Origin of the sequence: Streptomyces sp. NPDC093252 (assembly GCF_040683675.1) — a bacterium.
In the GTDB taxonomy this organism is placed as follows: Bacteria; Actinomycetota; Actinomycetes; order Streptomycetales; family Streptomycetaceae; genus Streptomyces.
Genome location: NZ_JBFBEM010000007.1, coordinates 289,615 through 316,552, shown reverse-complemented (window position 1 = coordinate 316,552; position 26,938 = coordinate 289,615). Strand labels below are relative to the sequence as shown.

At 74.9% G+C, this 26,938-nt stretch carries 18 protein-coding genes and 2 pseudogenes; 10 read left to right on the top strand and 10 right to left on the bottom strand.

What is annotated here, in order from left to right; genetic code table 11:
* Positions 1-77: 77 nt before the first annotated feature.
* Entirely contained in the window at positions 78-929 is an 852-nt protein-coding gene (locus tag AB0O01_RS17185; RefSeq protein ID WP_365314194.1) for a helix-turn-helix domain-containing protein, read from the bottom strand.
* Between the two features lie 218 nt (positions 930-1,147).
* On the bottom strand, positions 1,148-3,919 hold the full coding sequence (locus AB0O01_RS17180; RefSeq protein WP_365314192.1) for an AAA family ATPase: 2,772 nt from the start codon (positions 3,917-3,919) through the stop codon (positions 1,148-1,150).
* A gap of 307 nt (positions 3,920-4,226) precedes the next feature.
* On the opposite strand from AB0O01_RS17180, the gene AB0O01_RS17175 reads away from it, so the two are divergent.
* The 4 genes from AB0O01_RS17175 to AB0O01_RS17160 all read left to right on the top strand — a co-directional run bounded on the left by AB0O01_RS17175 (position 4,227) and on the right by AB0O01_RS17160 (position 9,702).
* Positions 4,227-7,292, top strand: a complete 3,066-nt coding sequence (locus AB0O01_RS17175) for an AAA family ATPase (protein ID WP_365314190.1) — start codon at positions 4,227-4,229, stop codon at positions 7,290-7,292.
* 29 nt (positions 7,293-7,321) lie between these two features.
* Positions 7,322-8,278: an AraC family transcriptional regulator gene (locus tag AB0O01_RS17170; RefSeq protein ID WP_365314188.1), complete on the top strand. Its 957-nt coding sequence runs from the start codon at positions 7,322-7,324 to the stop codon at positions 8,276-8,278.
* Between the two features lie 144 nt (positions 8,279-8,422).
* On the top strand, positions 8,423-9,187 hold the full coding sequence (locus tag AB0O01_RS17165; protein ID WP_365314414.1) for a polysaccharide deacetylase family protein: 765 nt from the start codon (positions 8,423-8,425) through the stop codon (positions 9,185-9,187).
* A gap of 68 nt (positions 9,188-9,255) precedes the next feature.
* A complete protein-coding gene (locus tag AB0O01_RS17160) occupies positions 9,256-9,702 on the top strand; it encodes an SRPBCC family protein (protein ID WP_365314186.1) in 447 nt (148 codons plus the stop codon).
* A gap of 574 nt (positions 9,703-10,276) precedes the next feature.
* On the opposite strand, the gene AB0O01_RS17155 is transcribed toward AB0O01_RS17160, so the two are convergent.
* The 5 genes from AB0O01_RS17155 to AB0O01_RS17135 form a co-directional block, all read right to left on the bottom strand.
* Positions 10,277-11,425 carry an XdhC/CoxI family protein gene (locus AB0O01_RS17155; RefSeq protein ID WP_365314184.1) on the bottom strand — a complete coding sequence of 383 codons (1,149 nt, stop codon included), beginning with the start codon at positions 11,423-11,425 and terminating at the stop codon, positions 10,277-10,279.
* Between the two features lie 33 nt (positions 11,426-11,458).
* Complete coding sequence (locus AB0O01_RS17150) at positions 11,459-12,916, bottom strand: NCS2 family permease (RefSeq protein ID WP_365314182.1); 1,458 nt, start codon at positions 12,914-12,916, stop codon at positions 11,459-11,461.
* A gap of 273 nt (positions 12,917-13,189) precedes the next feature.
* Positions 13,190-15,595, bottom strand: a complete 2,406-nt coding sequence (gene pucD / locus AB0O01_RS17145) for a xanthine dehydrogenase subunit D (RefSeq protein ID WP_365314180.1) — start codon at positions 15,593-15,595, stop codon at positions 13,190-13,192.
* Position 15,596: 1 nt separating this feature from the next.
* Positions 15,597-16,151, bottom strand: coding sequence for a (2Fe-2S)-binding protein (locus AB0O01_RS17140; RefSeq protein WP_365314178.1), 555 nt, complete (start codon positions 16,149-16,151; stop codon positions 15,597-15,599).
* The gene (locus AB0O01_RS17135; protein WP_365314176.1) at positions 16,152-17,042 is read right to left on the bottom strand and encodes a xanthine dehydrogenase family protein subunit M; all 891 of its coding nucleotides are present in this window, start codon (positions 17,040-17,042) and stop codon (positions 16,152-16,154) included. It lies immediately after the preceding gene.
* 315 nt (positions 17,043-17,357) lie between these two features.
* Here AB0O01_RS17135 and AB0O01_RS17130 point away from each other — a divergent pair.
* The 3 genes and pseudogenes from AB0O01_RS17130 to AB0O01_RS17120 all read left to right on the top strand — a co-directional run.
* A pseudogene (locus AB0O01_RS17130) lies at positions 17,358-17,885 on the top strand (PucR family transcriptional regulator ligand-binding domain-containing protein); the annotation flags it as partial.
* Positions 17,886-18,059: 174 nt separating this feature from the next.
* A pseudogene (locus tag AB0O01_RS17125) lies at positions 18,060-19,199 on the top strand (helix-turn-helix domain-containing protein); the annotation flags it as partial.
* A gap of 129 nt (positions 19,200-19,328) precedes the next feature.
* Entirely contained in the window at positions 19,329-20,150 is an 822-nt protein-coding gene (locus tag AB0O01_RS17120) for a hypothetical protein (RefSeq protein ID WP_365314174.1), read from the top strand.
* A 150-nt stretch (positions 20,151-20,300) separates the two neighbouring features.
* Here AB0O01_RS17120 and AB0O01_RS17115 read toward each other — a convergent pair whose 3' ends face one another.
* The gene (locus AB0O01_RS17115; protein ID WP_365314172.1) at positions 20,301-21,107 is read right to left on the bottom strand and encodes a GntR family transcriptional regulator; all 807 of its coding nucleotides are present in this window, start codon (positions 21,105-21,107) and stop codon (positions 20,301-20,303) included.
* A 155-nt stretch (positions 21,108-21,262) separates the two neighbouring features.
* Here AB0O01_RS17115 and AB0O01_RS17110 point away from each other — a divergent pair, with 155 nt between their 5' ends.
* Positions 21,263-22,102: a (2Fe-2S)-binding protein gene (locus AB0O01_RS17110; RefSeq protein WP_365314170.1), complete on the top strand. Its 840-nt coding sequence runs from the start codon at positions 21,263-21,265 to the stop codon at positions 22,100-22,102.
* A 317-nt stretch (positions 22,103-22,419) separates the two neighbouring features.
* Positions 22,420-23,469 (top strand): DUF2637 domain-containing protein, encoded by a 1,050-nt coding sequence (locus AB0O01_RS17105; RefSeq protein ID WP_365314168.1) that lies wholly within the window; start codon positions 22,420-22,422, stop codon positions 23,467-23,469.
* Positions 23,470-23,640: 171 nt separating this feature from the next.
* On the opposite strand, the gene AB0O01_RS17100 is transcribed toward AB0O01_RS17105, so the two are convergent.
* Both AB0O01_RS17100 and AB0O01_RS17095 read right to left on the bottom strand, forming a co-directional pair.
* The gene (locus tag AB0O01_RS17100; protein WP_365314166.1) at positions 23,641-24,114 is read right to left on the bottom strand and encodes an ATP-binding protein; all 474 of its coding nucleotides are present in this window, start codon (positions 24,112-24,114) and stop codon (positions 23,641-23,643) included.
* Between the two features lie 516 nt (positions 24,115-24,630).
* Positions 24,631-25,263: a hypothetical protein gene (locus AB0O01_RS17095; protein ID WP_365314165.1), complete on the bottom strand. Its 633-nt coding sequence runs from the start codon at positions 25,261-25,263 to the stop codon at positions 24,631-24,633.
* A gap of 296 nt (positions 25,264-25,559) precedes the next feature.
* Here AB0O01_RS17095 and AB0O01_RS17090 point away from each other — a divergent pair, with 296 nt between their 5' ends.
* Positions 25,560-26,921 (top strand): helix-turn-helix transcriptional regulator, encoded by a 1,362-nt coding sequence (locus AB0O01_RS17090; RefSeq protein WP_365314163.1) that lies wholly within the window; start codon positions 25,560-25,562, stop codon positions 26,919-26,921.
* The last annotated feature ends 17 nt before the right edge of the window (positions 26,922-26,938 follow it).

Genomic DNA, 26,938 nt, shown 5'->3' with positions numbered 1-26,938 from the left:
GCGCGGGTGCCCCCGAGCGCACACCCTTGTGCCAGGAGTGAACTCCCTTGTCCCGGGAGCGCACACTTCCCGTCCCCTCACCCCGGACCGTCCGCCGATCTGATCCGGCTCCACTCCCCCGGCGACACCCCGTACGCCGCCCGGAAGCAGCGGCTGAAGTGGGCGGCGTTGGTGAAGCCCCAGCGGCGGGCGACGGCGGCGAGGGAGACGGTGGTGTCGGCGCGGGCGAGTTCGCGGCGGCACTCCTCCAGGCGGCGGTGCCGGATCCAGCGGCTGAGGGTGGTGCCCTGGGCGCTGAACGACTTGTGCAGATAGCGCACGGAGACCCGGTGGTGGGCGGCGATCGTCCCGGGCCCGAGGGCGGGGTCGGTGAGGTGGTCGTTGACGTACTGGCGGATCCGGCGGGCCAGTTCCGGGCGCTCGTCCGGTGTCTGCCGGGGGGTGTCGCGGTGCTCGGCGGCCAGCAGGGCGAGCAGATCGGCGACGCTCCCGGCGAGGGCGCGCCCGGTCTCGGGCGGGGATCCGGCGGCGGCGCCCGCGACCCCGGTGAGCAGCGGCGCGAGCAGTCCCGCGACCCGGCCGCCGGTTCCGTGGACGCCCTGGACGGCGGCGAGTTCGGTGTCCGTCGCGCCGATCACCGCGCGGGGGACGAGGAAGAGGTCCACCCGGAAGTCGTCGCGCTGGCGCAGCGTCCAGGGCAGGGCGGCGTCCACCACGAACACCTCACCGGGTGCGCAGGGGGTGCGGGTGTCCCCGTGGGAGAGGAGCGCGCCGCCGGTCGTCTGGGTGCCGGCGTACAGGGCGGGGGCCCGGGTGTCCGGTTCGGGGGCGGTGACCAGCGCGCCGGCGCGGCCCTCCCGGCTGATCACCCGCACGGGCCCGCACCAGCGGCTCGCCTCCCGGGACGGGGAGGGTGTCGGTGTCCTCATGCCCCCACCGTGCGAGGGCCGCCGGGCCTGGCGGTACGTCGTTTGACGGGCCGGATCGGCCGGTCGGCTCAGTCCGACGGTTCGGTCCGGCGACTCAGTCCGGCAGCTTGGTCCGACGGCTCAACCCGGCGGCTCGGTCCGGCGGCTCGGTCCGCTGCCCCCGTTCGGTGAGCCCACTCGGTGAGCCCATTCGGTGAGCCCCGTCCGCTGTGCCCCGTTCAGTGGACCCCGTTCGGTGAGTCCCGTTCGGTGAGGGCGCGGGCGACCGCCGCCCGGGACGTGACGCCCAGTTTCGGATAGATCCGGTAGAGGTGACTGGAGACGGTCCGGGGGGAGATCTGGAGCCGGGTGCCGATGTCGCGGTTGGTGAGCCCGTCGGCGACGAGTTCGGTGATCCGCAGCTCCTGCGGCGACAGCCCCGCGACCGGGCCGTCGGGGCCGCCGCCCCTCGGCTCGTCGCACACCCGCAGTTCCTGCGCGGCCCGTGCGGTCCAGGGCCCGGCGCCGAGCGCCTCGAACGCCTCGTGGGCGGCCCGGAGATGGTCACGGGCCTCGGCGCGGCGGCCCCGGCGGCGCAGCCGGGACCCGAGGTGGAACCGGACCCGGGCGAGTTCGAAGGGCCAGTCCGTGGCGGAGTCCGCCGTCCGGACCGCCGTCCAGCCGGTGTCGGGGTCGTCGGCGGCGAGGGCCTCGGCGGCGCGCAGCACGAAGGCGTGGTGGGGTGAGATCCGGTCGGCCCCGGCCGCCCGCGCCGCCGCGGTGTGCCGCCGTGCCTCGGCGGTCCGCCCGGTGAGGACGGCGGCCTCCACCAGGTCGAGCAGGGCGAGATGGAACTGGGCGACACCGGGCGGCAGGGTGCCCGGCGGGGTGACGGTGACGGCGTGGGCCCAGGCCGTCTCGGGGTCGCCCTGGGCCAGCGCGCACATCGCCTGGAAGCCGCGCAGCCGCAGCACGACCATGCCGAGCCCGCGCGCCTCGGCCCACGGCAGCAGCTCGGCGACCAGCGCGTCCACCGCCTCCCGCTCGCCCCGCGCGGCGCGCACATAGCCCTCCTTGTAGCGGTGGACGTACTCGTTGAAGCGGTAGCCGCGGGCGCGGGCGAGGGCGGCCCCGGCACGGGCGTGCCCGACGCTGCGGTCCCAGTGGCCGCGCAGATAGTCGTCGTAGGCGGTGACGGCGGAGAGGAAGGAGCGGGTGGCGTAGGAGTGGCGGCGGGCGAGCCGCTCCCACAGGGGCGCGTGGTCGCCGACGGCGTCGAGCCCGGCCGCGCACCACAGCAGCAGCCACACCTGCGCGTCGTCCCCGCTGTCCTCGGCGAACTCCCGTACGGCCGCCGCCAGCCGCCCGGCACCCCCGTGCGCCCGCCGCGCGGGATCGTGCCACACGTCGTGCCCGAGCCGTACGAGGTCGGGGGCGCCGCTGAGGCGGGGGGTGACCGCGGCCCACACCTCGGGCTCGGCGCTGTATCCGGCGGCGAAGAGCAGCAGCAGGTACGCGGGCGGGGCGAGCGGGCCGGGGTCCCGGTCGAGGACGCCGGGCAGCAGGGTGACGGCGGGCCCGAGGTCGCCGTCGGTCTGCAACCGGACCAGGGCGCGGGTGGTCTGGAGGACGGGCAGGTCGGCGGGGGGCACCTCGTGCGGGTCGATCCGCTCCAGCAGCCGGCCGGCGAGGTCGATGCGGCCACCGCGCACGGCGGCGCTCGCGGCGGCCGTGAGGCGGCGGCCCCGCGCGGCGGTGTCCTCGCTGAGCCGGGCGGCGTGGACGAGGAGCTGCGCGGCCTCGGCGTCCCCGGCCCGGGTCAGCGAGCGGGCCGCGGCCCGTTCCAGTGCGGCGGCGGTCCGTTCGTCGGCGACGGCGGTGGCGGCGGCCCGGTGGGTGGCCTGCGGCAGTCCGTCGGCGGGCAGGACGGCGGCCCAGGCGGCGTGGGCCCGCCGCCGGTCGGGCGCGGTGGCGGCGGCGACCAGCGCGGAGCGGGCCAGGGGGTGCCGGAACCGGAGCACCGCGCCGGGGGCCCGGTGGTCGACCCGGATCAGCCCGGCGTGCTCGGCGGCCCGGAGGTCCTCGGCCACGTCCGCGCCGCTGCCGCCGGCCGCGCCGACCGCCCGGCCGACGGCCGCCGCGGTCGCCGCGTCCCGCCCGGCGAGGGCGCACACCAGCAGGGTGAACCGGGTACGGGCGGACAGGGCGGCGAACCGGTCGGCGAAGACGGCTTCCAGGCGTTCGCCGAGGGGCAGATGGTCGGGCAGGGGGGCGCGTCCGCTGCGTTCGGGCGCGGCGAGCCGGGCGGGGAGTTCCACCAGGGCGAGGGGGTTCCCGGCCGCCTCCTGGACGACCCGGTCGCGGGCCGCGTCCGCCAGGTCGGGGTGCAGGGCGCCCAGTACGGCGCGGGCGGCGGTGTCGGTGAGCGGCGTCAGGTCCAGGACCTCGGCGCCGGTGGGGTCGAGCCGGGCGCCGGTGTCCCGGCGCAGGGCGGCGACGAGGACCACCGGCAGCGCGTCGAGCCGCCGCTGCACGGACTGGAGGACCTCGGCGCTGGAGTCGTCGGTCCAGTGCAGATCGTCGACGAGCAGGGCGAGCGGACGGCTGCGGGCCACCGAGGCGAGGAGGTCGGCGGTGGCGGCGGACACCGGGTACGGGGCGCCGGGGGCGTCCGGGTCGACACCGAGGGCCCGGTCGAGGGCGGCGCGGGCATCGCCGGAGAGGGCGCCGGTGTCCCGGGGCAGGGCCCACAGCAGTTGGTGCAGCACCCCGAACGGCAGCTCGCGCTCCTCCTCGGAGCCGGTGGCCCGCAGTACCCGCAGACCGCGTCCGGCGGCGTACCGCCCCGTCTGTTCCAGGAGCACGGTCTTCCCGATCCCGGCGTCGCCGCGCAGCCACAGGGCCCGCCCGCGCCGCCCCGCGCTCCCGACGGCGTCCCGCACCGCGTCCCACAGCGGCCCCCGCCCGAGCCGTTCCGGCTCCATCGGCCCGGCCGCCCCGCCGTCCCTCACCCCGCCCCCCGTCCCGTTCCCGGGGCGCCTTCGCCCCGGTCGCCCGCCGCCGCGCCCCCGCGCGCCGCCTCCGTACCCTTCCGGCCGGGCGGGGGCGGGACATCCGCAGGATGACTGTGAAGTGACTGTGCCGCGACGGCGGGGCGGTCCCGGCCGGGGGGTCCGGGCCGGGTTCCGAGGGGTGTTCCGGCCAGGCGATACGTGCCCGGCGGCGCTCCTCGGCACCGCCCCGCGGGGCCCCTTCCCCTCCCCCACGTCCCACGTACACTTCCCCCTTCGGGGCGTTCTCACTGGTCAGGGGGCACATGTGGAGGGCAGGGCGCTGTTCGGGCGGGACGCTGAACTCGGCGCGCTGGACGCCTTCGTGGCCGGGCTGCGGGAGGCCGGGGCGGCGGTGGTGGTGCGGGGGACGCCGGGCATCGGGAAGTCCGCGCTGCTGGACCGGGCCGCGCGGACGGCGCGGGACGCCGGGTACACCGTGCTGACGGCGTCCGGTGTGGAGGCCGAGACCCATCTGCCCCACGCCGGGCTGCACCAGCTCACCCACACCATGCTGGACGGGGTCGCGAAGCTGCCCGCGGCGCAGGCGGCGGCGCTGCTCGGCGCCTTCGGGATGGCGGAACCGGCGGCGGGGGCACCGCAGTTCTTCATGATCGCGCTGGCCACGCTCAGTCTGCTCGGCGACGCCGCCGAGGAGGCCCCGGTGCTGCTGGTCGTGGACGACGCGCAGTGGCTGGACACGCCGACGCTGGACGTACTGGCGTTCGTGGCCCGGCGGCTGGGCGCGGAGCCGCTGGGTCTGCTGGCCGGGGTGCGGGAGGGGCATCCGACCCCGCTGGACGCCCTGTCGCTGCCGGAGATCCGCCCGGCCGCGCTGCCGCCGGCCGCGGCCGGGGCGCTGCTCGACGCGGTGGAGCCCCATCTCGAACCGGCGGCGCGGCACCGGGTGCTGGACGCCGCCGCGGGCAATCCGCTGGCCCTGATCGAACTCCCGTCCGCCCTGCGCCGCCCCGGCGCCGCCGAGGCACTCACCTCGGCGGCGATCCCCCTGACCACCCGCCTGCGCCGGGCGTTCGCCTCCCGTCTGACGGACCTCCCCCCGGCGACCCGGGCGGCTCTCCTGGTCGCGGCCCTGACGGACGAGGGAGCCCAGCCGGAGATCCTGGCGGCGGGAGGGGTGTTGCGGGCAGGGACACCGGGCACGGCAGAACGGGAGCCGGAGACGCCGGGCCCAGCCACACCGGGGCCTGCGACACCGGGCCCGGCCACACCCAGACCTGCCACACCGGACCCAGCGGCCCCGCACCCGCCCACACCGGACCCAGCCACACCGGACCCGACGCCCCCGCACCCAACCACAACGGACCCGACAGCCCCGCACCCACGCGCACCCGACCCAGCAGCCCCACACCCACCCACACCAGACCCGACAGCCCCACACCCGACGACCCCGGACCCGACGACCCCCGCCCCCCTCGCTCCCGCCCCCCGCGCCCCCGCCGCGCCGCCCCTCCCGCGGTCCCTGCCCCCCGCCGCGCTGGATCCCGCCGTGGCCAGTGGGCTGGTGACGGTGGTGCAGGGCACGGTCGGGTTCAGTCACCCCCTGGTGCGGTCCGCCGTGCTCCAGTCGGTGCCGCTCGCCGAACGGCTGGCCGCGCACCGGGCGCTGGCCGAGGTGCTGGACGGGCAGCCGGACCGGCAGGTCTGGCACCGCGCGGCGGCGGGCGGACGGCCCGACGAGTCGGTCGCGCGGGCGCTGGACGCGACGGCCGGGCGGGCGAGCGCGCGGGGCGCCCCGGCGGTGGCGCTGGCCGCGCTGGAGCGGGCGGTCGCGCTGACCGCCGACCCGCCCCGGCTCGGCGCCCGGCTGCTGGCGGCGGCCGAACTCACCCTGGAACTCGGCGACACCGAACGCGCGCGGGCGCTGCTGCACCGGGCCGCGGCGCTGGGCCCGGACGCCCCGGAGCGGGCCCGGCTGGTGCTGCTGCGCGAGGGCCTGGAGGCGGATGTGGCGACCGGTGTGCCCCGCCTCGAACTGCTGCTGTCGACGGCGGAGGGCGCCGGGGACCCGGAGCTGGCGCTGCGGCTGCTGCGGGCGGCGGCCCGCCGCTGCTGGTGGGCGGACCCGGGGCGGGAGCTGCGGGAGCGAGTGGTCGCGGCGGCCGAGCGGCTGCCGGTGCCCGCGCTCCATCCGGACCTGGTGTACGTACTGGCCGCGGCGGCGCCGCTGGAGCGCGGCGGCACGGTGATCGAGCGGCTGGAGCGGCTGGAGGGCACCCCGGACCAGGATGTCCTGGCGGCGGCGACCCTGGGCACGGCGGCGACCATGGCGGGCGCGTACGACCACGCGGCGGGTTTTCTGCGGCACGCGGCGGCCGGGCTGCGCGCCCAGGGGCGGCTGGGGCTGCTGGCGCAGGTGCTGGTGTCGCTGTCGTTCACGCGGGCGCATGTGGTGGACCGGGAGGCGGGGCTGCCCGGGGTGGCGGAGGCGCTGCGGCTGGCCGAGGACACCGGGCAGCGCCGCTGGCTGAGCGGGGCGCTGATCGCGCGGGCCCAGTTCGCGGCGGTGCTCGGCGACGAGCCGGGGGCGCTGACCGCGCTGGCCGCTGCCGAGCGGCACGGGCTGTCCGCCGCGACCCCGTCCAATCTGGCGTTCATCCAGATCGCCCGGGGCATGGCGGCGCTCGCGGGCGGGCGGCACGGGGAGGCGTTCGGGTGTGTCTGGCGGGTGTTCGATCCGACGGACCCGGCGCATCATCCGTTTCTGCGGACCCGGGCGATCACGGTGCTGGCGGAGGCGGCGGTGAGCGAGGAGCACCGGGCGACGGCCCGGACCGCGCTGGCCGGGCTTCAGGACACGGCCGCGGCGACCCCGGCCCGGATGATCCGGGCCGATCTGGCGTTCGCCCGTGCGCTGCTGGCCGAGGACGACCGGGCCGAGGAGCGGTTCCGGGAGGCGTTCGCCCTCGATCTGTCCCAGGAGCCCTTCACCCGGGCCCGGTTGCTGCTGGCGCAGGGCGCGTGGCTGCGCAGACGGCGCCGGGTGATGGAGTCCCGGGTGCCGCTGCGGATCGCCCGGGAGTCCTTCGCCGCGCTGGGCGCCGAGCCCTGGCACGACCGGGCCTGCCGGGAACTGCGGTCGGCGGGCGAGGGCAGCGACCGGCGCAGCCCGGCCGACTGGGAGCGGCTCACCCCGCAGGAACTACAGATCGCCCAGCTCGCCGCGTCGGGCCTGTCCAACCGGGAGATAGGCCAGCAGTTGTATCTGTCGCCGCGCACGGTGGGCGCCCACCTCTACCGCATCTACCCCAAGCTGCGGATCACCTCCCGGGGCCAGCTCGCGGAACGGCTGGGCGCCGGACCGAAGTCCTGAACCGAACGAGCGAAAGGGCGGGACCGATCGTGCTGCTGCTGGATCTGGACACCGTGCCGCCGAAGGAGCGCGCGGACGCGTTCCATCACGCGCTGACCGACGAGTCGGTGCCCAACGACGTGGTCCACGAGGTCCCGGCGACGGGGATGCACGCGCGGCTGCGGCTGTGGCGGATCGGGGACCTCGCCCTGTTCGACATCCGGTCCTCGGGGTTCGAGGTGCACCGCACCGAGCGGCATGTGCGCCGGCACCGGGCCCGCCCGGTGGTGTCGGTCTCCCTCCAGCCCGAGGGCGTCCACCGCGGCGAGGTCGACGGCCGCCGGACGCTCCTGGGCCGCGACGACATCACCGTCTTCCATGAACTCGTGCCCCGGGTGTACGGCTGGTCCGGCGACGGTCGCTCGCGGTCCCTGCTGATCGACGCGGACCGGCTCGCCCTGCCGGTGGAGACGGTGGTCACCGCCGCCGCCCGGCTGCCCGCGAGTCCGCTGTACGGCCTGGTCCTCGCCCATCTGCGGGCGCTGACGCGGGACGCGGCCCGGCTGGAGCACGACCCGGGCGCCCCGGCGGTCGCGAACGCCTCCGTCGAACTGGTCCGCGCCCTGCTGCTCTCGGCCGCCCGTGACGCGAGCGCCCCCGCCGTGCGCTCGGCGGTGCGGGACACCCTGGTGACCCGGGTCCTGGCCTACGCCCGGTGCCATCTGGGCGAGCACGATCTGACCCCGGGGCGGATCGCGGCGGCCCACGCGGTGTCGCTGCGCCAGTTGTACCTGGTGCTCGGCGAGGCGGGCGTCAGTCTGGAGCAGTGGCTGATCGCCGAGCGGCTGGAGGCGGCCCGCCGGATGCTCGCCGACCGGCGCCACGACACCCTGACGGTGGCCGCGGTCGCGAGCCGCTGCGGCTTCGCCGGTGCCAGCCACTTCTCCCGGCGTTTCCGTTCCGCTTACGGACTGACTCCCCGGGAGTGGCGCGCCACGACCCGCTAGGTCCACACCGCCCGCGTCCCCCACCCCAAGGCGCCCCGCGTCCCCTCACCACCACCTGACCTGCCACGACCCCCACTATGCACCGCGTCTATAGCGCCTGTGTATAGTCCCGGCATGCCCTTGACGACCCATGCGACCAAGAAGATGCACAGACCGAGGAAAAGGTTCCGTTACGCGACCCTCCCGGTCACGGCCCTCGCTCTCGCGCTCACCCTGGCCGGCTGCGCCAAGGTCGACACCACCGCGCCCAGCGGGGTCCGCGCCGACGCCACGGCCACCGGGCCCGACCGGTTCGGCCCCGTCGACTGCCGCACCGCCAAGTGCGTCGCGCTGACCTTCGACGCCGGACCGAGCGAGCACTCCGCGAAACTGCTCGACATCCTGAAGGAGAAGCAGGTCCCGGCGACCTTCTTCCTCCTCGGCAAGCGCCATATCGACACCTACCCGGAGCTGGTCCGGCGGATGGCCGACGAGGGCCACGAGGTGGCCAGCCACACCTGGACCCACCGCATCCTGACCCGACTGGAGCCGGACGAGATACGCGAGGAACTGACCCGCACCAACGAGGAGATCGAGCGCCTCACCGGCCGCACCCCGACCCTGATGCGCCCCCCGCAGGGCCGCACGAACGAGACCGTGCACCGGATCTGCGAGGAGCTGGGCCTGTCGGAGGTGCTGTGGACGGTCACCGCGAAGGACTACACGACCACCGACTCCGCCCTCATCCGGCAGCGGGTCCTCGACCAGACCGAGCGGGACGGCATCATCCTTCTGCACGACCTCTACGACGGCACCGTCCCCGCCGTGCCCGGGATCATCGACACCCTGAAGGAACGCGGCTACGTCTTCGTGACCGTCCCCCAGCTCCTGGCCCCGGGCGAGGCCGTGCCCGGAAAGGTCTACCGCTGACCCGCGCCGCAACCGCCCCGGTCCGGCACTCGGCGGACCCGGCCCGCCCGGCTCCCTAGGATGCGACCGTGATCACGTTCCAGCTCGAACGCACGGCACCGCTCTCCCTCGCCGAGGCGTGGCACCGGCTCACCGACTGGCCCCGGCACGGAGCCGCCGTCCCGCTCACCCGGGTCTCGGTGCGCACCGGGGCGCCCACCCGCGAGGGCACGGTCGTCGTCGCCCGCTCCGGCATCGGGCCGTTCGGCTTCGACGACGCGATGGAGATCACCCGCTGGCAGCCGCCCGACCCCGGTACGGACACCCCGGGCCACTGCCGCCTGGACAAACGCGGCCGGGTCGTGCGCGGCTGGGCCGAGATCGAGGTCCGCCCCGGCCCCGGCGGACGGACCCGGGTCATCTGGCGCGAACACCTCGGCGTCCGCTTCCTGCCGGGCCTCTTCGACCCCCTCCTGGAACGGACCGCCCGCGCGGTCTTCGGACGGGCGGTCAACCGGCTGCTCAGGATGGCCTGACCCCCCTCGCCCCCCCGGGGGCCGGTCGCCGGCCCGCCCCGGCACCAGCCGCCGCAGCGCCGCCCCCGTCTCCGGATCCGCCGGACCGTCGGCCGGGACGCCACGGAGATCCGGTACTTCGAGGAGTCCCCGGGGACCGGTACCGGCCCGGCGGACCGCTGGACGTGGCAGCCGTACGCCCCTCCGGCGCCCGGGTCCCGCGTCCCGGATCCTGGTCCTCACCGACCTCGGGCTCGGCGGGCCGCCGCGTCCGGGGCCGGGCGGACGGCCGGACCGGGAGCGGTTCTTCGACCGGCTCACCCGCGCCCGCTGCGCACCCGTCGTGTTCCTCCCCCACCCCCGCCACCGCCGACCCGCCTGGGCCACCGACCACGCCCAACTGGTGCCGTGGGACCGGCGGACGACGGTGGGGTGGGTACGGATGCACGAGGGCTGACCGGCGACGACGGCGGTGGGGTGGGTGCGGGCGCACGACCGCTGAACGCCGCACGACCATGGGACGGGTGCGGGCGCACGACCGCTGACCGGCGGACGGCCATGGGATGAGTGCGGGCACACGACGGCTGACCGGCGTTCATACGGTCGCGGGGGCGGCCCGGGTGTCGTGGTGGATCGGGGTGTGCGCCCCGGTGAGGGAGACGCCGGTGCCGCCGCGGCGGGCGGCGACGATCTCCGCGGCGATGGACAGCGCCGTCTCCTCGGGTGTCCGGGCGCCGAGGTCCAGGCCGATCGGGGAGCGCAGCCGGGCGAGTTCCGCGTCCGTGACGCCGACCGCGCGCAGCTTCCCGGCACGGTCGAGGTGGGTCCGGCGGGAGCCCATCGCGCCGACGTAGGCGACGGGCAGCCGCAGCGCCAGTCGCAGCAGCGGTACGTCGAACTTGGCGTCGTGCGTGAGCACGCACAGCACGGTCCGCGCGTCGACCTCGGTGGACTCCAGATAGCGGTGCGGCCAGTCGACCACGATCTCGTCGGCGTCGGGGAAGCGGGCCCGGGTGGCGAAGACCGGGCGGGCGTCGCACACGGTGACCCGGTAGCCGAGGAAGCGGCCGACCCGGACCAGCGCGGACGCGAAGTCGATCGCGCCGAAGACGATCATCCGGGGCGGTGGCACCACGGACTCCACGAACAGGGTCAGCGGGGCGCCGCAGCGCGAGCCGCGCGCGCCGATCTCCAGGGTGCCGGTGCGGCCGGTGTCGAGGAGGGCGCGGGCCTCGGCGGCGGCGGTGCGGTCGAGGTCGGGGTGGACGCCGAAGCCGCCCTCTACGGCGGTGCCCGGGTGCCCGGCCGGGCGGACGGCCAGGGCCCGGCCCAGCAGGCGCGCCGGGCCGGAGACGATCCGGGCCAGGGCGACCGCCTCCCCCGCCGCGGCGGCGCCGAGCGCGGCGGCCAGCACCGGCCGGGCGGGGTCGCCCGCCCGGACCGGCACCACCAGCACCTCGATGACACCGCCGCAGGTCAGCCCGACGGCGAAGGCGTCGTCGTCGCTGTACCCGAAGCGCTCCAGGACCGGCTGTCCGTCCTGGAGCGCCTGTCGGCACAGTTCGTAGACCGCGCTCTCCACACAGCCGCCGGAGACCGAGCCGATGGCGGTGCCGTCGCCGTCGACCGCGAGGGCGGCGCCGGGTCGGCGCGGGGCGCTGCCGCTGACGGCGACGACGGTGGCGACCGCGAAGTCGCGGCCCTGCGCGGCCCACCGGTGGAGTTCCTCGGCGAGGTCCAGCATGTCGATCGGTCTCCTTCCGCGGCGCGGCCCGGGTCAGCGGACGCCGAGCCAGCTCTCGATCGGGCTGAGGGCGAAGAAGACCACGAAGATCACGGTCAGCGCCCCCATGAACGCCCCGATCTCCCGGGCCCTGCCCTGGGCGATCCGGATGGCGGTGTAGGACACGACACCGGCCGCCACGCCCGCGGTGATCGAGTAGGTGAACGGCATCACGACCACGGTCAGGAAGACCGGCACCGCCGTCGCGCGGTCGGACCAGTCCACATGCCGGGCGGTCGTCATCATCATGGCGCCGATCACCACCAGCGCTGCGGCGGCCACCTCGCCGGGGACGATCGCGGTGAGCGGGGTGAAGAAGAGACAGGCGGCGAAGAACAGCCCGGTGACGACCGAGGACAGCCCGGTGCGGGCGCCCTCGCCGACGCCGGTCGCGGACTCCACGAACACGGTCTGGCCGGACGCCCCGGACACCCCGCCGATCACACCGCCCGCCCCGTCGACGAACAGCGCCCTCGACAGTCCCGGCATCCGGCCGTCCCGGTCGGCGAGCTTCGCCTCGGTGCCGACCCCGATGATCGTCGCCATCGCGTCGAAGAACCCGGCCAGCACCAGCGTGAACACGATCATGCCGACGGTCATCGCGCCGACCTCGCCCCAGCCGCCGAACTCGACCTGCCCGAAGAGCGAGAAGTCCGGCATGGACACCGCTCCGCCGCGCAGTTCGGGGGCGCCGCCGGCCCACTGCTCCGGGTCGACGACACCGAGGGCGTTGAGGAGGACGGCGAGCAGGGTGCCGCCGATGATGCCGATCAGGATCGCGCCGGGCACGCCCCGGGCCTGGAGCATGAAGACGGCGAGCAGGGTGACGGCGAACAGCAGCACCGGCCACCCGGCGAGTTCGCCGTCCGGGCCGAGGATGACCGGGGTGGACTCGCCGCCGTGCACGAACCCGGCCTTCACGAAGCCGATCAGGGCGATGAACAGCCCGATGCCCATGGTGATGGCGTGCTTCAGCGCCAGCGGGATCGCGTTCATGATCATCTCGCGCAGGCCGGTCACCACCAGCAGCATGATGACCACGCCGTACATCACACACATCGCCATCGCCTGGCCCCAGGTCATCTGGGGGGCCACCTGGGAGGCGAGGACGCCGGAGACGGAGAGTCCGGCGGCCAGCGCCAGGGGGACCTTGCCGACGAAGCCCATGAGGAGGGTGGTGAGGGCGGCGGCGAAGGCGGTGGCGGTGATCAGCGCCCGCTGGCCGAGGGTCCCGCCCGCGGCGTCGGGGCCGGACAGGATCAGGGGGTTGAGCAGGAGGATGTACGCCATCGCCATGAAGGTGGTGACGCCGCCGCGGACTTCGCGGGCGAGGGTGGAGCCTCGGTCGGAGATGTGGAAGTACCGGTCGAGCCAGGAGCGTCCCGCCGGGACGCGGGTTCCCGCGCCGGCGTCTTCGGGGATGCTCTTCGGCTCCAGGGACTGCTGGGTCATATGGGCCTACTCCCAAGGTTCACAGGGGCACCCGCGCGCACGCCTGCGGCGGACGGCGGGATTTGGGAAGTGCCCGACCCGGGGGACGGCCCGAGACGAGATCACTGCGGTGGGCTTGAGCGGCGCGGACCGGTGGGCGCCGGTCGCGCCGCCCGGCACCGGGTACCCGTCGGTGAACGGATCGCCCGGCACCGGGTACCCGTCAGTGAACGGATCGCCCGGCACCGGGTGCCCGTCAGTAAACGGATCGCCCGGCACCACCGGGACACCGGCTTACGTGCCGGTCCCCGTCAGATGTTCCGGCCGCACCGGCGTCCGGTTCAGCTCCAGTCCCGTCGCCGCGCGGATCGCCGCGAGGACCGCCGGGGTGGAGGACAGGGTGGGGGCCTCGCCGATGCCGCGCAGGCCGTAGGGGGCGTGGTCGTCGGCGAGTTCGAGGATGTCGACGGGGATGGTCGGGGTGTCGAGGATGGTCGGGATGAGGTAGTCCGTGAAGGACGGGTTCCTGACCTTGGCGGTCTTCGGGTCCACCACGATCTCCTCCATCACCGCCACCCCCAGCCCCTGCGTGGTGCCGCCCTGGATCTGGCCGAGCACGGACAGCGGGTTGAGGGCCTTGCCGACATCCTGGGCGCAGGCCAGCTCGACCACCTTGACCAGGCCGAGTTCGGTGTCGACCTCCACCACCGCGCGATGGGCGGCGAAGGAGTACTGGACATGGCCATTGCCCTGGCCGGTGCGGAGGTCGAAGGGCTCGGTGGGGCGGTGGCGCCACTCCTCCTCGACCTCCACCGAGTCGTCCGCGAGGACATCCACCAGGTCGGCCAGCACCTCCCCGGCGTCGGTGACGACCTTGCCCGCCTCCAGGAGGAGTTCGGCGGTGGCCCAGGCGGGATGGTGGGAGCCGAAGCGGCGGCGGCCGAGGGCGAGGACCTGTTCCCGGACCAGTTCGCAGGCGTTCTTGACCGCGCCGCCGGTGACATAGGTCTGCCGGGAGGCGGAGGTGGAACCGGCGCTGCCGACGCGGGTGTCCGCCGGCTGGATGGTGACCTGGGTGACGCCCAGCTCGGTGCGGGCGATCTGGGCGTGGACGGTGACGCCGCCCTGGCCGACCTCCGCCATCGCGGTGTGCACGGTGGCGACCGGCTCCCCGGCGATCACCTCCATGCGGACCCGGGCCGTGGAGTAGTCGTCGAAGCCCTCGGAGAAGCCGACGTTCTTGATGCCGACCGCGTAGCCGACGCCCCGGACCACGCCCTCGCCGTGGGTGGTGTTGGAGAGGCCGCCGGGGAGCTGGCGTACGTCGGGGCCCTCGCTGGACTCCCACTGGCGTTCGGGGGGCAGCGGCATGGCCTGCACGCGGCGCAGGAGTTCGGCGACCGGGGCCGGGGAGTCGACGCGCTGGCCGGTGGGCAGCAGCGAGCCCTGCTCCATGGCGTTGCGGCGGCGAAGCTCCACGGGGTCCATGCCGAGCCGGTCGGCGAGCTTGTCCATCTGGGCCTCGTACGCGAAGCACGCCTGGACCGCGCCGAAGCCGCGCATGGCGCCGCAGGGCGGGTTGTTGGTGTAGAGGGCGATGGCCTCGATGTCGACGTCGTCGACGACGTAGGGGCCGATGCCCAGGGAGGAGGCGTTGCCGACGACGGCCGGGGAGGCGGAGGCGTAGGCGCCGCCGTCGAGGACGATCCGGCACCTGACATGGGTGAGCCTGCCGTCGCGGGTGGCGCCGTGCTCGTAGGTGAGGCGGGCGGGATGGCGGTGGACGTGGCCGAAGAAGGACTCGAAGCGGTTGTAGACGATCTTCACGGGTTTGCCGGTGCGCAGGGCGAGGAGGCAGGCGTGGATCTGCATGGAGAGGTCCTCGCGCCCGCCGAAGGCGCCGCCGACGCCGGACAGGGTCATCCGGACCTTGTCCTCGGGCAGTCCGAGGACGGGCGCGATCTGCCGCAGGTCGGAGTGGAGCCACTGGGTGGCGACATAGAGGTCCACCCCGCCGTCCTCGGCGGGCACCGCGAGCCCGGACTCGGGGCCCAGGAACGCCTGGTCCTGCATGCCGAAGACGTACTCGCCGCGCACGATGACATCGGCCCGCTCGGCGGCCTTCGCGGCGTCGCCGCGCACGATGGGCTGGCGGTGGACGATGTTGGGGTGCGGGACATGGCCCACGTGGTGGTCGTCGCGGTCGGCGTGGACGAGGATCGCGCCGGGGGCGGTGGCGGACGCCTCGTCGGTGATGACGGGGAGTTCGCGGTAGTCGACGCGGATCTTGGCGGCGGCGCGGCGGGCGGTCTCGGGGTGGTCGGCGGCGACGATCGCGACGGGTTCGCCGTGGTGGCGGACCTTGCCGTGGGCGAGGACGGGGGTGTCCTGGATCTCCAGCCCGTAGTGCTTGACGGCGGTGGGCAGGTCGTCGTGGGTGAGGACGGCGTAGACGCCGGGGGTGGCGAGGGCCTCGGCGGTGTCGATGGCGAGGATCTCGGCGTGGGCGACCGGGGAGCGCAGGATCTGGCCCCAGAGCATGTCCTCGTGCCAGAGGTCGGAGGAGTAGGCGAACTCGCCGGTGACCTTGAGGGTGCCGTCCGGGCGGAGGGTGGATTCGCCGATGCCGCCCCGGGTCCGGGTCGGGGAACCCTGGGTGACCTCGGTGGGGGCGCCGACGGGGGCGTTCGTGCCGGGCATCTCAGGGGGCCTCCGTCTGCTGCCGGGCCGCCGCGAGCCGTACGGCGTCCATGATCTTCTCGTAGCCCGTGCAGCGGCAGAGGTTGCCGGAGAGGGCCTCGCGGATGTCGGCGTCGCTGGGGGTGGGGTTGCGCTCCAGCATCTCGTCGGCGGCGACCAGCAGTCCGGGGGTGCAGAAACCGCACTGGACGGCCCCGGCGTCGAGGAACGCCTGCTGGATCGGGGCGAGCGGGACGCCCTCGCCGGTCCGCGCGTCGCCGCCCCCGGCCGACCAGCGCCGGGCCTCGTCAAACGCCGTCGTACGGTCGTGGGCGTGGTCGGCGAGGCCCTCGACGGTGACGACCTCGCGGCCCTCGGCCTGTCCGGCGGCGACCAGGCAGGCGCAGACCGGCACGCCGTCCAGGCGGACCGTGCAGGAGCCGCACTCGCCCTGCTCGCAGGCGTTCTTGGAGCCGGGCAGCCCGAGCCGCTCGCGCAGCACGTACAGCAGGGACTCGCCCTCCCAGACGTCGTCGGCCTCCTGCGGACGCCCGTTGACGGTGAAGTGGACGCGCATCTACGCAGCTCCCTCGGTGGCGCGGCGGGCACCGCGGTACGACTCCCAGGTCCAGGTCAGGGTGCGGCGGGCCATCACCGAGACCGCGTGGCGGCGGTAGCTCGCGGTGCCGCGGACGTCGTCGATCGGGTTGCAGGCGGCGGCGCACAGGGTGGCGAACTCCTTGGCGACGGACGGGGTGATGATCTTCCCGTTGTCCCAGAAGCCGCCCTCCGCCAGCGCCGCGTTCAGGAAGTCCTCCGCGGCCCGCGCGCGGACCGGGGTGGGCGCGGCGGAGCCGATGCCGGTGCGCACGGTACGGGTTTCGGGGTGCAGGGCGAGGCCGAAGGCGCAGACGGCGATCACCATGGCGTTGCGGGTGCCGACCTTGGAGTACTGCTGGGGCCCGTCGGCCTTCTGCACATGGACGGCGCGGATCAGCTCGTCGGGCGCGAGGGTGTTGCGCTTGACGCCGGTGTAGAAGGCGTCGATGGGGATGCGCCGGGTGCCGCGCACGGAGGCGGCCTCCACCTCGGCACCGGCGGCGAGCAGCGCCGGGTGGGCGTCACCGGCCGGGGAGGCGGTGCCGAGGTTGCCGCCGACGCCGCCCCGGTTGCGGATCTGCGGGGAGGCGACGGTGTGGGCGGCGAGGGCGAGACCGGGCAGCTCGGTCCGCAGGTGCTCCATGATCCGGGTGTAGGGCACGGAGGCGCCGAGCCGCACGCTCTCCTCCCCGACCTCCCATTCGTACAGCTCTCCGATACGGGTGAGGTCCATCAGGTACGCGGGTCTGCGGTGGTCGAAGTTGATCTCGACCATCACATCGGTGCCGCCCGCTATCGGTACAGCGGTGGGGTGCTCGGCCTTCGCGGCGAGCGCCTCCTCCCAACTGGCGGGGCGAAGGAAGTCCATGACCGGCTCTCTTCTTCGTCTCGTACGCAATGAGCCAGATCGGGTGCGGCGGGCCGGCTCGCTCAGGTGTGCGGTGCATGCGGAGTGGGGTCAGTACACAGCGCGACGCTGCACCGGGGTCAGTCACCGAAACCATGAAGGAGTTGGCTGGCCAGAGTAGTCATCTTGTAGATTCGTATGAAGGGAGGTCATCGGTAACCCCGCTGTTCTCCGGTGGTAACGCGGGGCACGGCCGCGCGCCCACGGTCCTCTCGATGACCCATCGATGACCCCTCGACGATCGTGCATTTCGAGACAGGGAACGGCGGCGACGACATGCGGCTGCGCGCACTGCTGGACACCGACGCGCTGGGCCTGAGGCTGCTCGGTGGCGAGGAGGAGCTGGACCGGGCGGTGCGCGGGGTGATGACCACGGATCTGCGCGACCCGAGCCGCTATCTCAGCGGCGGCGAGCTGGTCCTCACCGGGCTGGCCTGGCGCCGGGACGCGGCGGACTCCGAGCCGTTCGTCCGGCTGCTGGCGCAGGCCCAGGTGGCGGCGCTGGCCGCGGGCGAGGCGGAGCTGGGCGATGTGCCGGAGGACCTGGTGGTGGCCTGCGCCCGGCACCGGCTGCCGCTGTTCGCGGTCCATGAGTCGGTGGCCTTCGCGACGATCACCGAGCATGTGGTCCGGCAGGTGTCGGGCGAGCGGGCCGGGGACCTGGCGGCGGTGGTGGACCGGCACCGGCGGCTGATGACCTCCGGTCCGGCGGGCGGCGGCCCCGACGCGGTCCTGGACCTGCTGGGCTCCGACCTGGACCTGCGGGCGTGGGTGCTGTCCCCGGTGGGACGGCTGATCGCGGGCCCCGGGGAGGGCACCACCTCCGGCGGGTCCGGGGGGGACGGCACCTCCGGCGGGTTCGGTGAGCCCGGCAGGTCCGGCGAGTCCGGTGGGTCCGGCACCTCCGGTGGGTTCGGTGAGCCCGGCGGGTCCGGCAGGTCCGGCGGGTCCGATGGGGCCGGTGGGGACGGGTCCGGTGGGGGTCTGCCGGTCGAGGTGTGCGCGCGGCTCGCGGCGGAACAGCTCGCCGCCGCCCGCACCGGCCGCCAAGGCCCGCACCGCGCCCGGGTCGGCACGGCGACGTACTCCCTCTTCCCCATCCGCAGCGGCGGGCGGTCCCCGCAGGGCGCGCGCGATGTGCGCGAGCATGTGCTGTCGGACTGGCTGCTGGCCGTCGAGGCGGACGCCGGGGACTGGCCCGGCGAGCGGCTCGACCTGGTGCACGGCGTCACCCAGTTGATCGCCGTCGAGCGCGACCGCCGCGACGCGGCCCGTACGGTCCGGCGGCGGCTGGCGCAGGAGGTGCTGGAGCTGGTGCAGTCCGGCGCGGCCCCCGCCGAGATCGCCGCCCGGCTGCGGGTCGCGGCACCCGTGCTGCTGCCGGGCCTGGGCGCGGCCCCGCACTGGCAGGTGGTGGTGGCCCGGGTGGAGTGGGAGGGCTGGGCGGGCGCGGGCGCCGACAGTGGCCCGGTGGCGCAGGCGCTGCTGGAGGAGATCCTCGTCGACCCGCGGGCCACCGGCCCCGAGCCGTCCGACCGGATCGCCGTCGCCCACAGCGGCGACGAGGCGGTCGCGCTGGTGCCGCTCCCGGCGGTCGCCGCCGAGCACGACGGCTCGGAGACCGGCGTCCTCGCCGAGACCCTGCTCGCCTCGGTCCGGGACCCGCTGACCGCCGCCCTGGAGGAGGACGGCCGGGTCACCCTCGGCGTCAGCGCCGCCGTGCACTCGGCGGAGGGGCTGCGCGGGGCCCTGGAGGAGGCCCGGCACGCCCGCCGGGTCGCCGCCGCCCGCCCCGGCCGGGTGTGCGCGGCCGGCCACCAGGAACTGGCGTCGCACGTGCTGCTGCTGCCCTTCGTCCCCGACGACGTCCGCCGCGCCTTCACCGCCCGGCTGCTCGACCCCCTGCGCGCCTACGACCGCCGCCACCGCGCCGAGCTGATCCCGACGCTGGAGGCGTTCCTCGACTGCGACGGCTCCTGGACCCGCTGCGCCGCCCGGCTGCATCTGCACGTCAACACGTTGCGCTACCGGGTGGGCCGGATCGAGCAGTTGACGTCCCGCGACCTCTCCCGGCTGGAGGACAAGCTCGACTTCTTCCTGGCCCTGCGCATGAGTTGACCCCGTCCGCCGCCCGGCCCCGGACCGACCGCGGGCGCACCCGGCCGAAACCCCCGGCGGCCGGAAGTCCCACGACTTTGTGAAATCCTTCACCCGCCCCCTTGGCCCGACGGTGTCACAGGTGCTGGAATGCGCCCACCACCAAAGCTCGACGGCGCGCTCGGGGAGGGCAATGTGGCGCATACCGCCATGTCTGGTTCCGGAACGACCGCAGACGACGATCCGCTCCAGACGGCGGTGTGGCGCTTGCGCTCACGGGCCTGCTGGACGGACGCCGCGGAACTCCTCCGGCCGGACACCCCGGCCGCCTCCCTCCAGCGGGCGTCGCTGCTGGTGGAGCGGTGTCTCTACACCGAGCAGGGCTGGCCCGAGGCGGAGGACGCGCTGCGCACTGCGGAGGCGCTCGCGCACAGCGACGAGGAGCGGGGCGCCGCCGCTTGTGAACGCGGGTACTTGGCCTACGCGGCGACGGTTCTCACGGTCCGGGACCGGTCCGACGAGGCACGGGCCGCGCTCGGCCGGGCGGCGGCGCTGATCCCGCCGGACGCGGCGGGGCGGGCGCTGCTGGACTTCCGACGCGGACTGCTCGCCGAGAACCTCTCCCGGTCGCCGCAGGCCGCGCGGGCGGCGTACCGGCGGGCCCACGCGGGGGCGTCCGCCCGGTCGGACGCGCTGCTGCTCTCCTTCACCTGGCGCCATCTGGCCGGGCTCGCCCTGCGGGACGGGGAACTGGCGGAGGCGCGGCACGGGTTCGCAGAGTCGCTGCGGATCCGGGAGGAGCTGGGGTACCTGGTGGGGACCGCGCCGGCGCTGGCGTCACTGGCGGACACCGAGACCGAGCCGGAGGCGTCGCGGTTGCGGGAGGAGGCGGGGCGGTTGTTCCGGTTGCTGGGGGGTGTGCCGACCTGGCTGGCCGCTCGGCTGGCGTTGCCGCCGGCTGCGTCCGCGTAGGGGGATCGGTGGTGTGCCGGGTGCGGGTGGGTGCGGGTGGGTGGGGGCTGGTCGCGCAGTTCCTCCCCCAGAGGGGGCACCCCCAGCGCCCCCAAATGCCTCTGCTCGTCCCCGGCGTCGCCACGAGGGCCGACAGTTGCCCCATTTACTCTAAACCGTCCTGAAATGTTCCTTGATGAGTAAATTGACGGAGTCCAAGTCCCCGGCGATCAAGGCGTCCAGGAGGGACGTGTGGTGGGAGGCGTCGGACATGAGGTCGGTGCGGGCGCGGGGGAGTTGGGGGCCGGGGCGGGGGGCCTGGGTGCGGCGGTGGAGGTCCTCCGCTATGTTCACGAGCTGTTCATTGCCGGCCAGGCCCAGCATCGCCCCGTGGAAGGCGCGGTCGGCCTCGGCGTAGGAGGCCGCGCAGCCGGTCGCCGCGGCGCGGATCGTGGCCTCGGCGGCGGGGCGCAGGTCGGCCCAGGCGTCGGCGGGGACGGTGCGCGCCAGCCGCATCAGCACCGGCACCTCGATCAGGGCCCGGACCTCGCCGAGTTCGGCCAGTTCCCGCGCGTCGCGCTGGACCACCCGGAAGCCCCGGTTGGGGACGACCTCGACGGCACCCTCCTGCGCGAGCCGCTGCATGGCCTCGCGCACCGGGGTGGCCGAGACGCCGAACCGGTCCCCGAGGGCCGGGGCCGAGTACACCTCACCGGGGCGCAGCTCCCCCGCGAGCAGGGCGGTGCGCAGCGCGTCGAGGATCTGCCCGCGCACCGAGGAGCGCTGGACGACCGGGCGGGGGCGCGGGATGGGTGTCTCGCTGTGGGTGTGCTCACCGCGGGCGGCGCCGGGGGCGGCCCCCCGCTCGCGTACGGTGTCGTCCTCGGCCCGTGCCTGCTGCGGGACCCGGACCGCCGGTGCGGCGGCGGGACCCGGCGGCGTTCCGGCCCCGGTGACGCCCTGCACACCCTGCTTCACGGGTCCTCCTCCGGGCTTGTCAGTGCTTGGGGTCATTACGGCGGGTTGTTACTCGTCCGTCAAGCACCTTAGGCCCAGAACCGGGCAGTTCACATTTCGAACGGAAACAGTAAGGTAAGGCTTACCTGTAGTCGTTCGCGAATCGGTGGTCAGGCATGCCCCTCCCCTCGTCACCCGTCGCGGAGTCGTTCGCCCGTCTCGCCGAGGTCTACCCCTGGCTCACGATCACCGAGCTGACCGGCGCCGACCCGGACCCGGAGGGCGGGGGCTGGGTCACCGCCGCCGCGCTCGCCGGGGGCGGGGCCGCGCTGGACACCTTCCTCGCCTGGGACGACGCCCAGATCCGCCGGGACTACGGGGAGCCCGGCCGCCCGGACGTGGTCGCCAGCTTCGGCCTGCACCGGTACGCCTGGACGGCCTGTCTGCTGATCACCGTCCCCTGGTTCGTGCACCGCCGGGTGCCCCGCTTCCCCGTGACGCACGTCTCCTACGACCGGGACCGCGACCGGATGGCCGTCCGCCCCACCGGGTTCGCCTGTCTGGCCGGCGATCCGGCCGCCGCGCTGCCCGGGGCCCGGGTGGTCGCCGACGAGGAGGCGCTGCGCGCCGAGGTGCGCGAGGCGGTGGCCGAACACCTTGAACCCGTGTTCGGGGCGTTCGGGCCCCGGATGCGGCGGCGCGGCCGGGCGCTGTGGGGGATGGCGACGGACGAGGTCGTCGAGGGGCTGTCGTACATCGCGGAGCTGCTCGGCGAGGGCGAGAAGGACCGCGCCACCCGCGAGCTGGAGCTGCTGCTGCCGGGCACGGTGAAGCCGTACGCCGGGTCGGCCGCCTTCCGCACGCTCACCGGGCCGGGCGGCGAGGAACTGCCCACCCGGGACCGGGTGACCTGCTGCATGTACTACACCCTGCGCCCCGACGACCTGTGCGCCACCTGCCCGCGCTCCTGCGATGCCGAACGGGTCGTCAAACTGATGGCCCAGGCAGCCGGTTGAGCCCGCTTCCCCGCCGCCCCCGGTGCGTGAGAGGTGCGCGGGGGCGCTAGGATCTTGCGCGAACGGGACCCCGGTATGGTTTCGGGATTTTCACAGCTTCCTCACGAGTCACGGGAAGTTCCCCTGGAACCACCCGCACGGGTAGTCTTATTCGAACTCAACTCCCGCCCCTCAAGCGGCAGTTCGAGCAGAACGCCGTCCTGGGCTACCCTCTTGCATTCCTTGGCGGCCTCTTGCCCCGAAACCCCCTGAGGGCCGCTGGGTTTGGGCCACTATGGCGGGCGTTACGCCCTATCCCAATGCGAGGGACCCCCAGAATGAGACTGACCGACATATCGCTGAACTGGCTGCTACCCGGCGTCATACTGCTCCTGGGCATGCTGGCGGCGGTGGCGGTGATGGCGCGCGGCAAGCGGGCCACGGGGAAGGACGCGAAGGCGGACGACTCGTGGGAGCGCAACGAGGAACGGCGCAGGCGCAAGGAAGCCATATACGGCACCGTCTCCTACATCATGCTGTTCTGCTGTGCCGCGGTGGCCGCGGCGCTCTCCTTCCAGGGCCTGGTCGGCTTCGGTGAGCAGAACCTCGGGCTGAGCGGCGGCTGGCAGTACCTGGTGCCGTTCGGTCTGGACGGCGCGGCGATGTTCTGCTCCGTCCTCGCGGTCCGCGAGGCCAGCCACGGTGACGCCGCCCTCGGCTCCCGGATACTCGTGTGGACGTTCGCCTTCGCCGCCGCCTGGTTCAACTGGGTGCACGCGCCGAGGGGCGCCGGTCACGCCGGTGCGCCGCACTTCTTCGCGGGCATGTCCCTGTCCGCCGCGGTGCTGTTCGACCGGGCGCTGAAGCAGACCCGCCGGGCCGCGCTGCGGGAACAGGGCCTGGTGCCCCGTCCGCTGCCGCAGATCCGGATCGTCCGCTGGCTGCGCGCGCCCCGCGAGACCTACAAGGCGTGGTCGCTGATGCTGCTGGAGAACGTCCGCAGCCTGGACGAGGCCGTCGACGAGGTCCGCGAGGACAACAAGATCAAGGAGCAGGAGCGGCTGCGCCGCCGCGAGGCCGAGCGGCTGGAGCGGGCCCAGCTCAAGGCGATCAGCCGGGGACACCGGGGGATCGTGGGCCGTGGGCACGGACGGCAGGTGGAACTGCCCTCCGGGGAGCAGCAGGGCTCCGATCGAGTCTCCGCGGAGCCTGCCATAGTGCCCCCGGAGCAATTGCCCCCCGTCCCGCAGCGGCCCTCTCTCCAGCCCGTCCGTACCGGCCCTGAGCCGGTCACCGTCGATCTGACCGCCGAGGACGACACCATGGCGCTGCCACGGCTGGACTCCCTGGAGCGCAAGCTCAAGGACCTGGAGCAGCAGTTCGGCTAGGGCGTTGCGGGCACGGCCGGCCTGACCGGACCGGGTCCGGCGACCGCTGTACCGGCGGTCCTCACGGGACGGGGCGCGACCGGAAACGGTTCGCGCCCCGTCCCGTTGCGCGCTCCGTCGTCCGTTTCGTTGTGCGTCCCGCCATCCGCTCCGCGTCCCGCGGGGCCGGTGTCAGGCCGCCTCGGCGCCCAGTTCGAACCAGACCGACTTGCCCACGCCGTGCGAGCGGACGCCCCAGGCGTCCGCGAGGGACTCCACCAGGGCCAGACCCCGGCCGTGGGTGGCCTCGTGGGAGACGGCGGGGCGGGGCCGGGGCCGCTGCGCCACGAAGTCCCGTACCTCCACCCGCACTCCGTGCGGGCCCACCTCGGCGGTCAGTACCGCGTCCCGGTCGGTGTGCACCAGGGCGTTGGTGACCAGCTCGCTGGTGAGCAGTTCCGCTATCTGCGACTGTTCGGACCGTTCCCAGGTGTGCAGCAGTTCGCGCACCGCCCGGCGTGCCTCGGGCACCGCCCGCAGATCGGCGCGGCCCAGCCGGCGTCTCAGCCTCGGCCGCCGCTGCCCTTCCGCCGCCCCTGCCCCCGTCGACTGCGCCGGACCGGACCCGACGACCGTGGGACCGCCCCCGCGTACTTGCCTCTTCATGACCCCCGCCCGCGTGCCGATCTCGGTTTCCCTCCTGTCGAACACGTTCACGGGGATCCTTGCCCACTGGGTCACCGGGCACTCATGGCCCGGAGCCCAGCCCAGGGTGTTCGGCCATCCTCGCCGGGCGGGGCGGCGGCCCGGACCCGGGCGGGACAGCGGGAGTTCGGCGGCCGGACCGCGGGAGTTCAGCCGGTCGGCCTGTTCTGCACCGTGCATCGGGGCGTGCGGGTGCACAAGCGGGCGTGCGGCGTTTCGGACAGCCGGATTCCCGGGGTCTCGTGGCGCTCCGTCACGTGCACGTGAATCTGGCTTGAATTGGGCGGGTGTCCGGCGCCCCGAAGGGCCCGGAATGAGTGGGTGCCCGGCGCTCCGAGAGGCCCGAACCGGGTGCGTGCCCGGCGCCCCGAGGGGCCCGGACAGCGCGACGGGGCCGTCCCACCGACCCCCGTGGCGGTAGGACGACCCCGTCTTCGTGCACCGTCCCCCCGGCGGGCACGGGCCTCGATGGGCCCCTCAGTAGAGCTTGTTGACAGCCGTGGTGGTGGTCTTCTTGAACGCCTTCACCGGGGCGTCGGAGAAGTCGCCCATCTGGGCCCAGTCCACGACCGTGACCGTGCGGCCGTCCCGGCCCACCGACAGCAGCCGGATGTCGGTGGCGCCCCAGGACGCCTCGGTGTGCAGCCCGTGCACCCGGGCGCCCTCCTCCACCGGCAGCGAACCGTAGCTCCGGTAGGTGGCCTCGATCTCCGGGTCGGCCGCCTCGATGCGCCCGGCGCAGGCCCGGATCTCCTTGTTCATCCGGTCGGCGAGCGCCTTGGCCTTGGCGGCGGTGCCGGTGACGATGGTGAGCTGCCGGGCGCTGGCGTCGACGTCGGTGTGGAAGGGGCGGTAGCGGGAGTCGTAGCCCGGGAACACGTCGTCCAGGCAGAGCCGCAGCTCGTCCGGGACACCGTCGGTGACCTTGCCGGCCTTCCAGGACGAGAAGGGGTGCGGCGGCAACTGGGACGCCGAGAGGAAGGCGGGCCCGCGGGGCGCCGCCCCGGCCGGCGCGGCGAGGACCGTGGCGGCGGTCGCGCTCGCGACGGTGAGGGCGATGAGCGCGGTGGTCAGCCGGACCTGGGTGCGGGCCTGCATACGGATGGACATGAGAGGAACTCCCCGTGGTGAGGTGGCGCGGTCGTGCGGAAGAGGCGCGTGGATGTGTCGGTGGATACGTCCGTGGACGAGGTCGCCCGTGGCCGGCTGGTCGGGCCGGCCGCACCCCCCGCATGGGGTGCCCCCCGGGCGACACCAAGAGCATCGGCAATCCCGGCGGGCGGCTGCAACAATCTGCCGGGATGGAACCATCCCAGCCCCTCTGACGTGCAGGTACATGAGGTGCCTGGGATGCCCTCCCGGGACACCCGTCCCGGTCCGATCGCTCACAGGAACCCGGGGGAACGGTGTCGGCACAGCACGACGACGACGTCGAGCGGTTCGCCGCGCGGCTACGGCTGCTGAAGGAACGCACGGACCGCAGCTACGGGTCGCTGGCCCGGCGCCTCGGTATGAACACCTCCACGCTGCACCGCTACTGCGCCGGGGACGCGGTCCCGGTGGACTTCGCCCCGGTGGAGCGGTTCGCCGCGCTGTGCGGGGCCTCGGCGGAGGAACGGCACGAACTGCACCGGCTGTGGCTCCTCGCGGTGGCGGCCCGGCAGCAGCGGAGCCGTACGGCGGGGGCGGGGGCGGGGGCAGAGGCGGGGGCGCCGGAAACGGAGGCGGGGGCGGCGGAAACGGCCGCGGAAACCGCGGCGGACGTGCCGGAGGCTGTCCCGGACGAGCCCGTGGCCGTCGTCGGCGGACCCGGCCGGGCCGCCCCCTGGTACCGGCGGCGGCGTACCGTCGTCGCCGCCGCGGTGTCCGCCGCGCTGCTGGCGACGCTCGGGACGCTGTCCGCGCTGCCCGCCGGGAACGGGCCCGAGGTGACCGGGGCGGCCGGGGCGGCGGACCGGAGCGGGGCCGCGACCGCAGGGTCGCCGGAGCGGGCCACCGGCACCCCCGCCCCCGGCGCTTCGAGCGCCTCGCCCTCCCCCTCCGCGACCGGTTCGTCCCCGGCGGCCTCGCGGGCGCCGAAGGCCAAGGGCGGCCCGACCGGTTCGCCGCTGCCGAAGAAGGACGCGGCGCCGTCCGGCGCTCCGGCCGCCCTCCCCCTCGCCTGGACCACCGACTCGCACGCCTGGGCGCTGGGCTGCGGGCACGACTATGTGATCGACCGGCCGCCCACGGAGGTGCCGCCGCCCCCGGCCGCGCAGGACGCCCGCGCCTGGGCGTCGGCGCAGGGCGCGGTGCACGGCAAGGACACCAACGTCCGGATCACCGTGCAGGGGACGTCGGAGACGGCGGTGGTGCTGGAGGCGCTGCGGGTGCGGGTGGTGGGGCGCGCGGAGCCGGTGAAGGGGACCTCGTACGCCATGGATCAGGGGTGCGGGGGGTCGATCACGCCGCGCTACTTCGATGTGGATCTGGACCGCGACCGGCCGATCGCCCGCTCGGTGCCGGGCAGTGACGAGGGGACGGAGATCCCGGCCGTGAAGCTGCCCTACCGGGTGTCCAGCACGGATCCGGAGGTGCTGGAGGTGACGGCCCGGACCGTGGGGTGCGCCTGCGACTGGTATCTGGAGCTGGACTGGTCCTCGCAGGGCCGCACCGGCACGGTCCGGATCGACGACGGGGGGCGGCCGTTCCGCACCAGCGCGACCACGGGGCTGGACCGGTACGTGTACGACACCCTCGACCGGCGCTGGGTCCCGGCCACGTACTGACTGACGGCGGACCGCCG

Coding starts and splice junctions, on each gene's coding strand:
- AB0O01_RS17185 (WP_365314194.1), bottom strand. CDS start 929: ATGAGGACACCGACACCCTCCCCGTCCCGGGAGGCGAGCCGCTGGTGC.
- AB0O01_RS17165 (WP_365314414.1), top strand. CDS start 8,423: ATGCACAGACCGAGGAAAAGGTTCCGTTACGCGACCCTCCCGGTCACG.
- AB0O01_RS17155 (WP_365314184.1), bottom strand. CDS start 11,425: ATGCTGGACCTCGCCGAGGAACTCCACCGGTGGGCCGCGCAGGGCCGC.
- AB0O01_RS17150 (WP_365314182.1), bottom strand. CDS start 12,916: ATGACCCAGCAGTCCCTGGAGCCGAAGAGCATCCCCGAAGACGCCGGC.
- pucD (WP_365314180.1), bottom strand. CDS start 15,595: ATGCCCGGCACGAACGCCCCCGTCGGCGCCCCCACCGAGGTCACCCAG.
- AB0O01_RS17140 (WP_365314178.1), bottom strand. CDS start 16,151: ATGCGCGTCCACTTCACCGTCAACGGGCGTCCGCAGGAGGCCGACGAC.
- AB0O01_RS17135 (WP_365314176.1), bottom strand. CDS start 17,042: ATGGACTTCCTTCGCCCCGCCAGTTGGGAGGAGGCGCTCGCCGCGAAG.
- AB0O01_RS17120 (WP_365314174.1), top strand. CDS start 19,329: ATGCGCCCACCACCAAAGCTCGACGGCGCGCTCGGGGAGGGCAATGTG.
- AB0O01_RS17110 (WP_365314170.1), top strand. CDS start 21,263: ATGCCCCTCCCCTCGTCACCCGTCGCGGAGTCGTTCGCCCGTCTCGCC.
- AB0O01_RS17105 (WP_365314168.1), top strand. CDS start 22,420: ATGAGACTGACCGACATATCGCTGAACTGGCTGCTACCCGGCGTCATA.
- AB0O01_RS17100 (WP_365314166.1), bottom strand. CDS start 24,114: ATGAAGAGGCAAGTACGCGGGGGCGGTCCCACGGTCGTCGGGTCCGGT.
- AB0O01_RS17095 (WP_365314165.1), bottom strand. CDS start 25,263: ATGTCCATCCGTATGCAGGCCCGCACCCAGGTCCGGCTGACCACCGCG.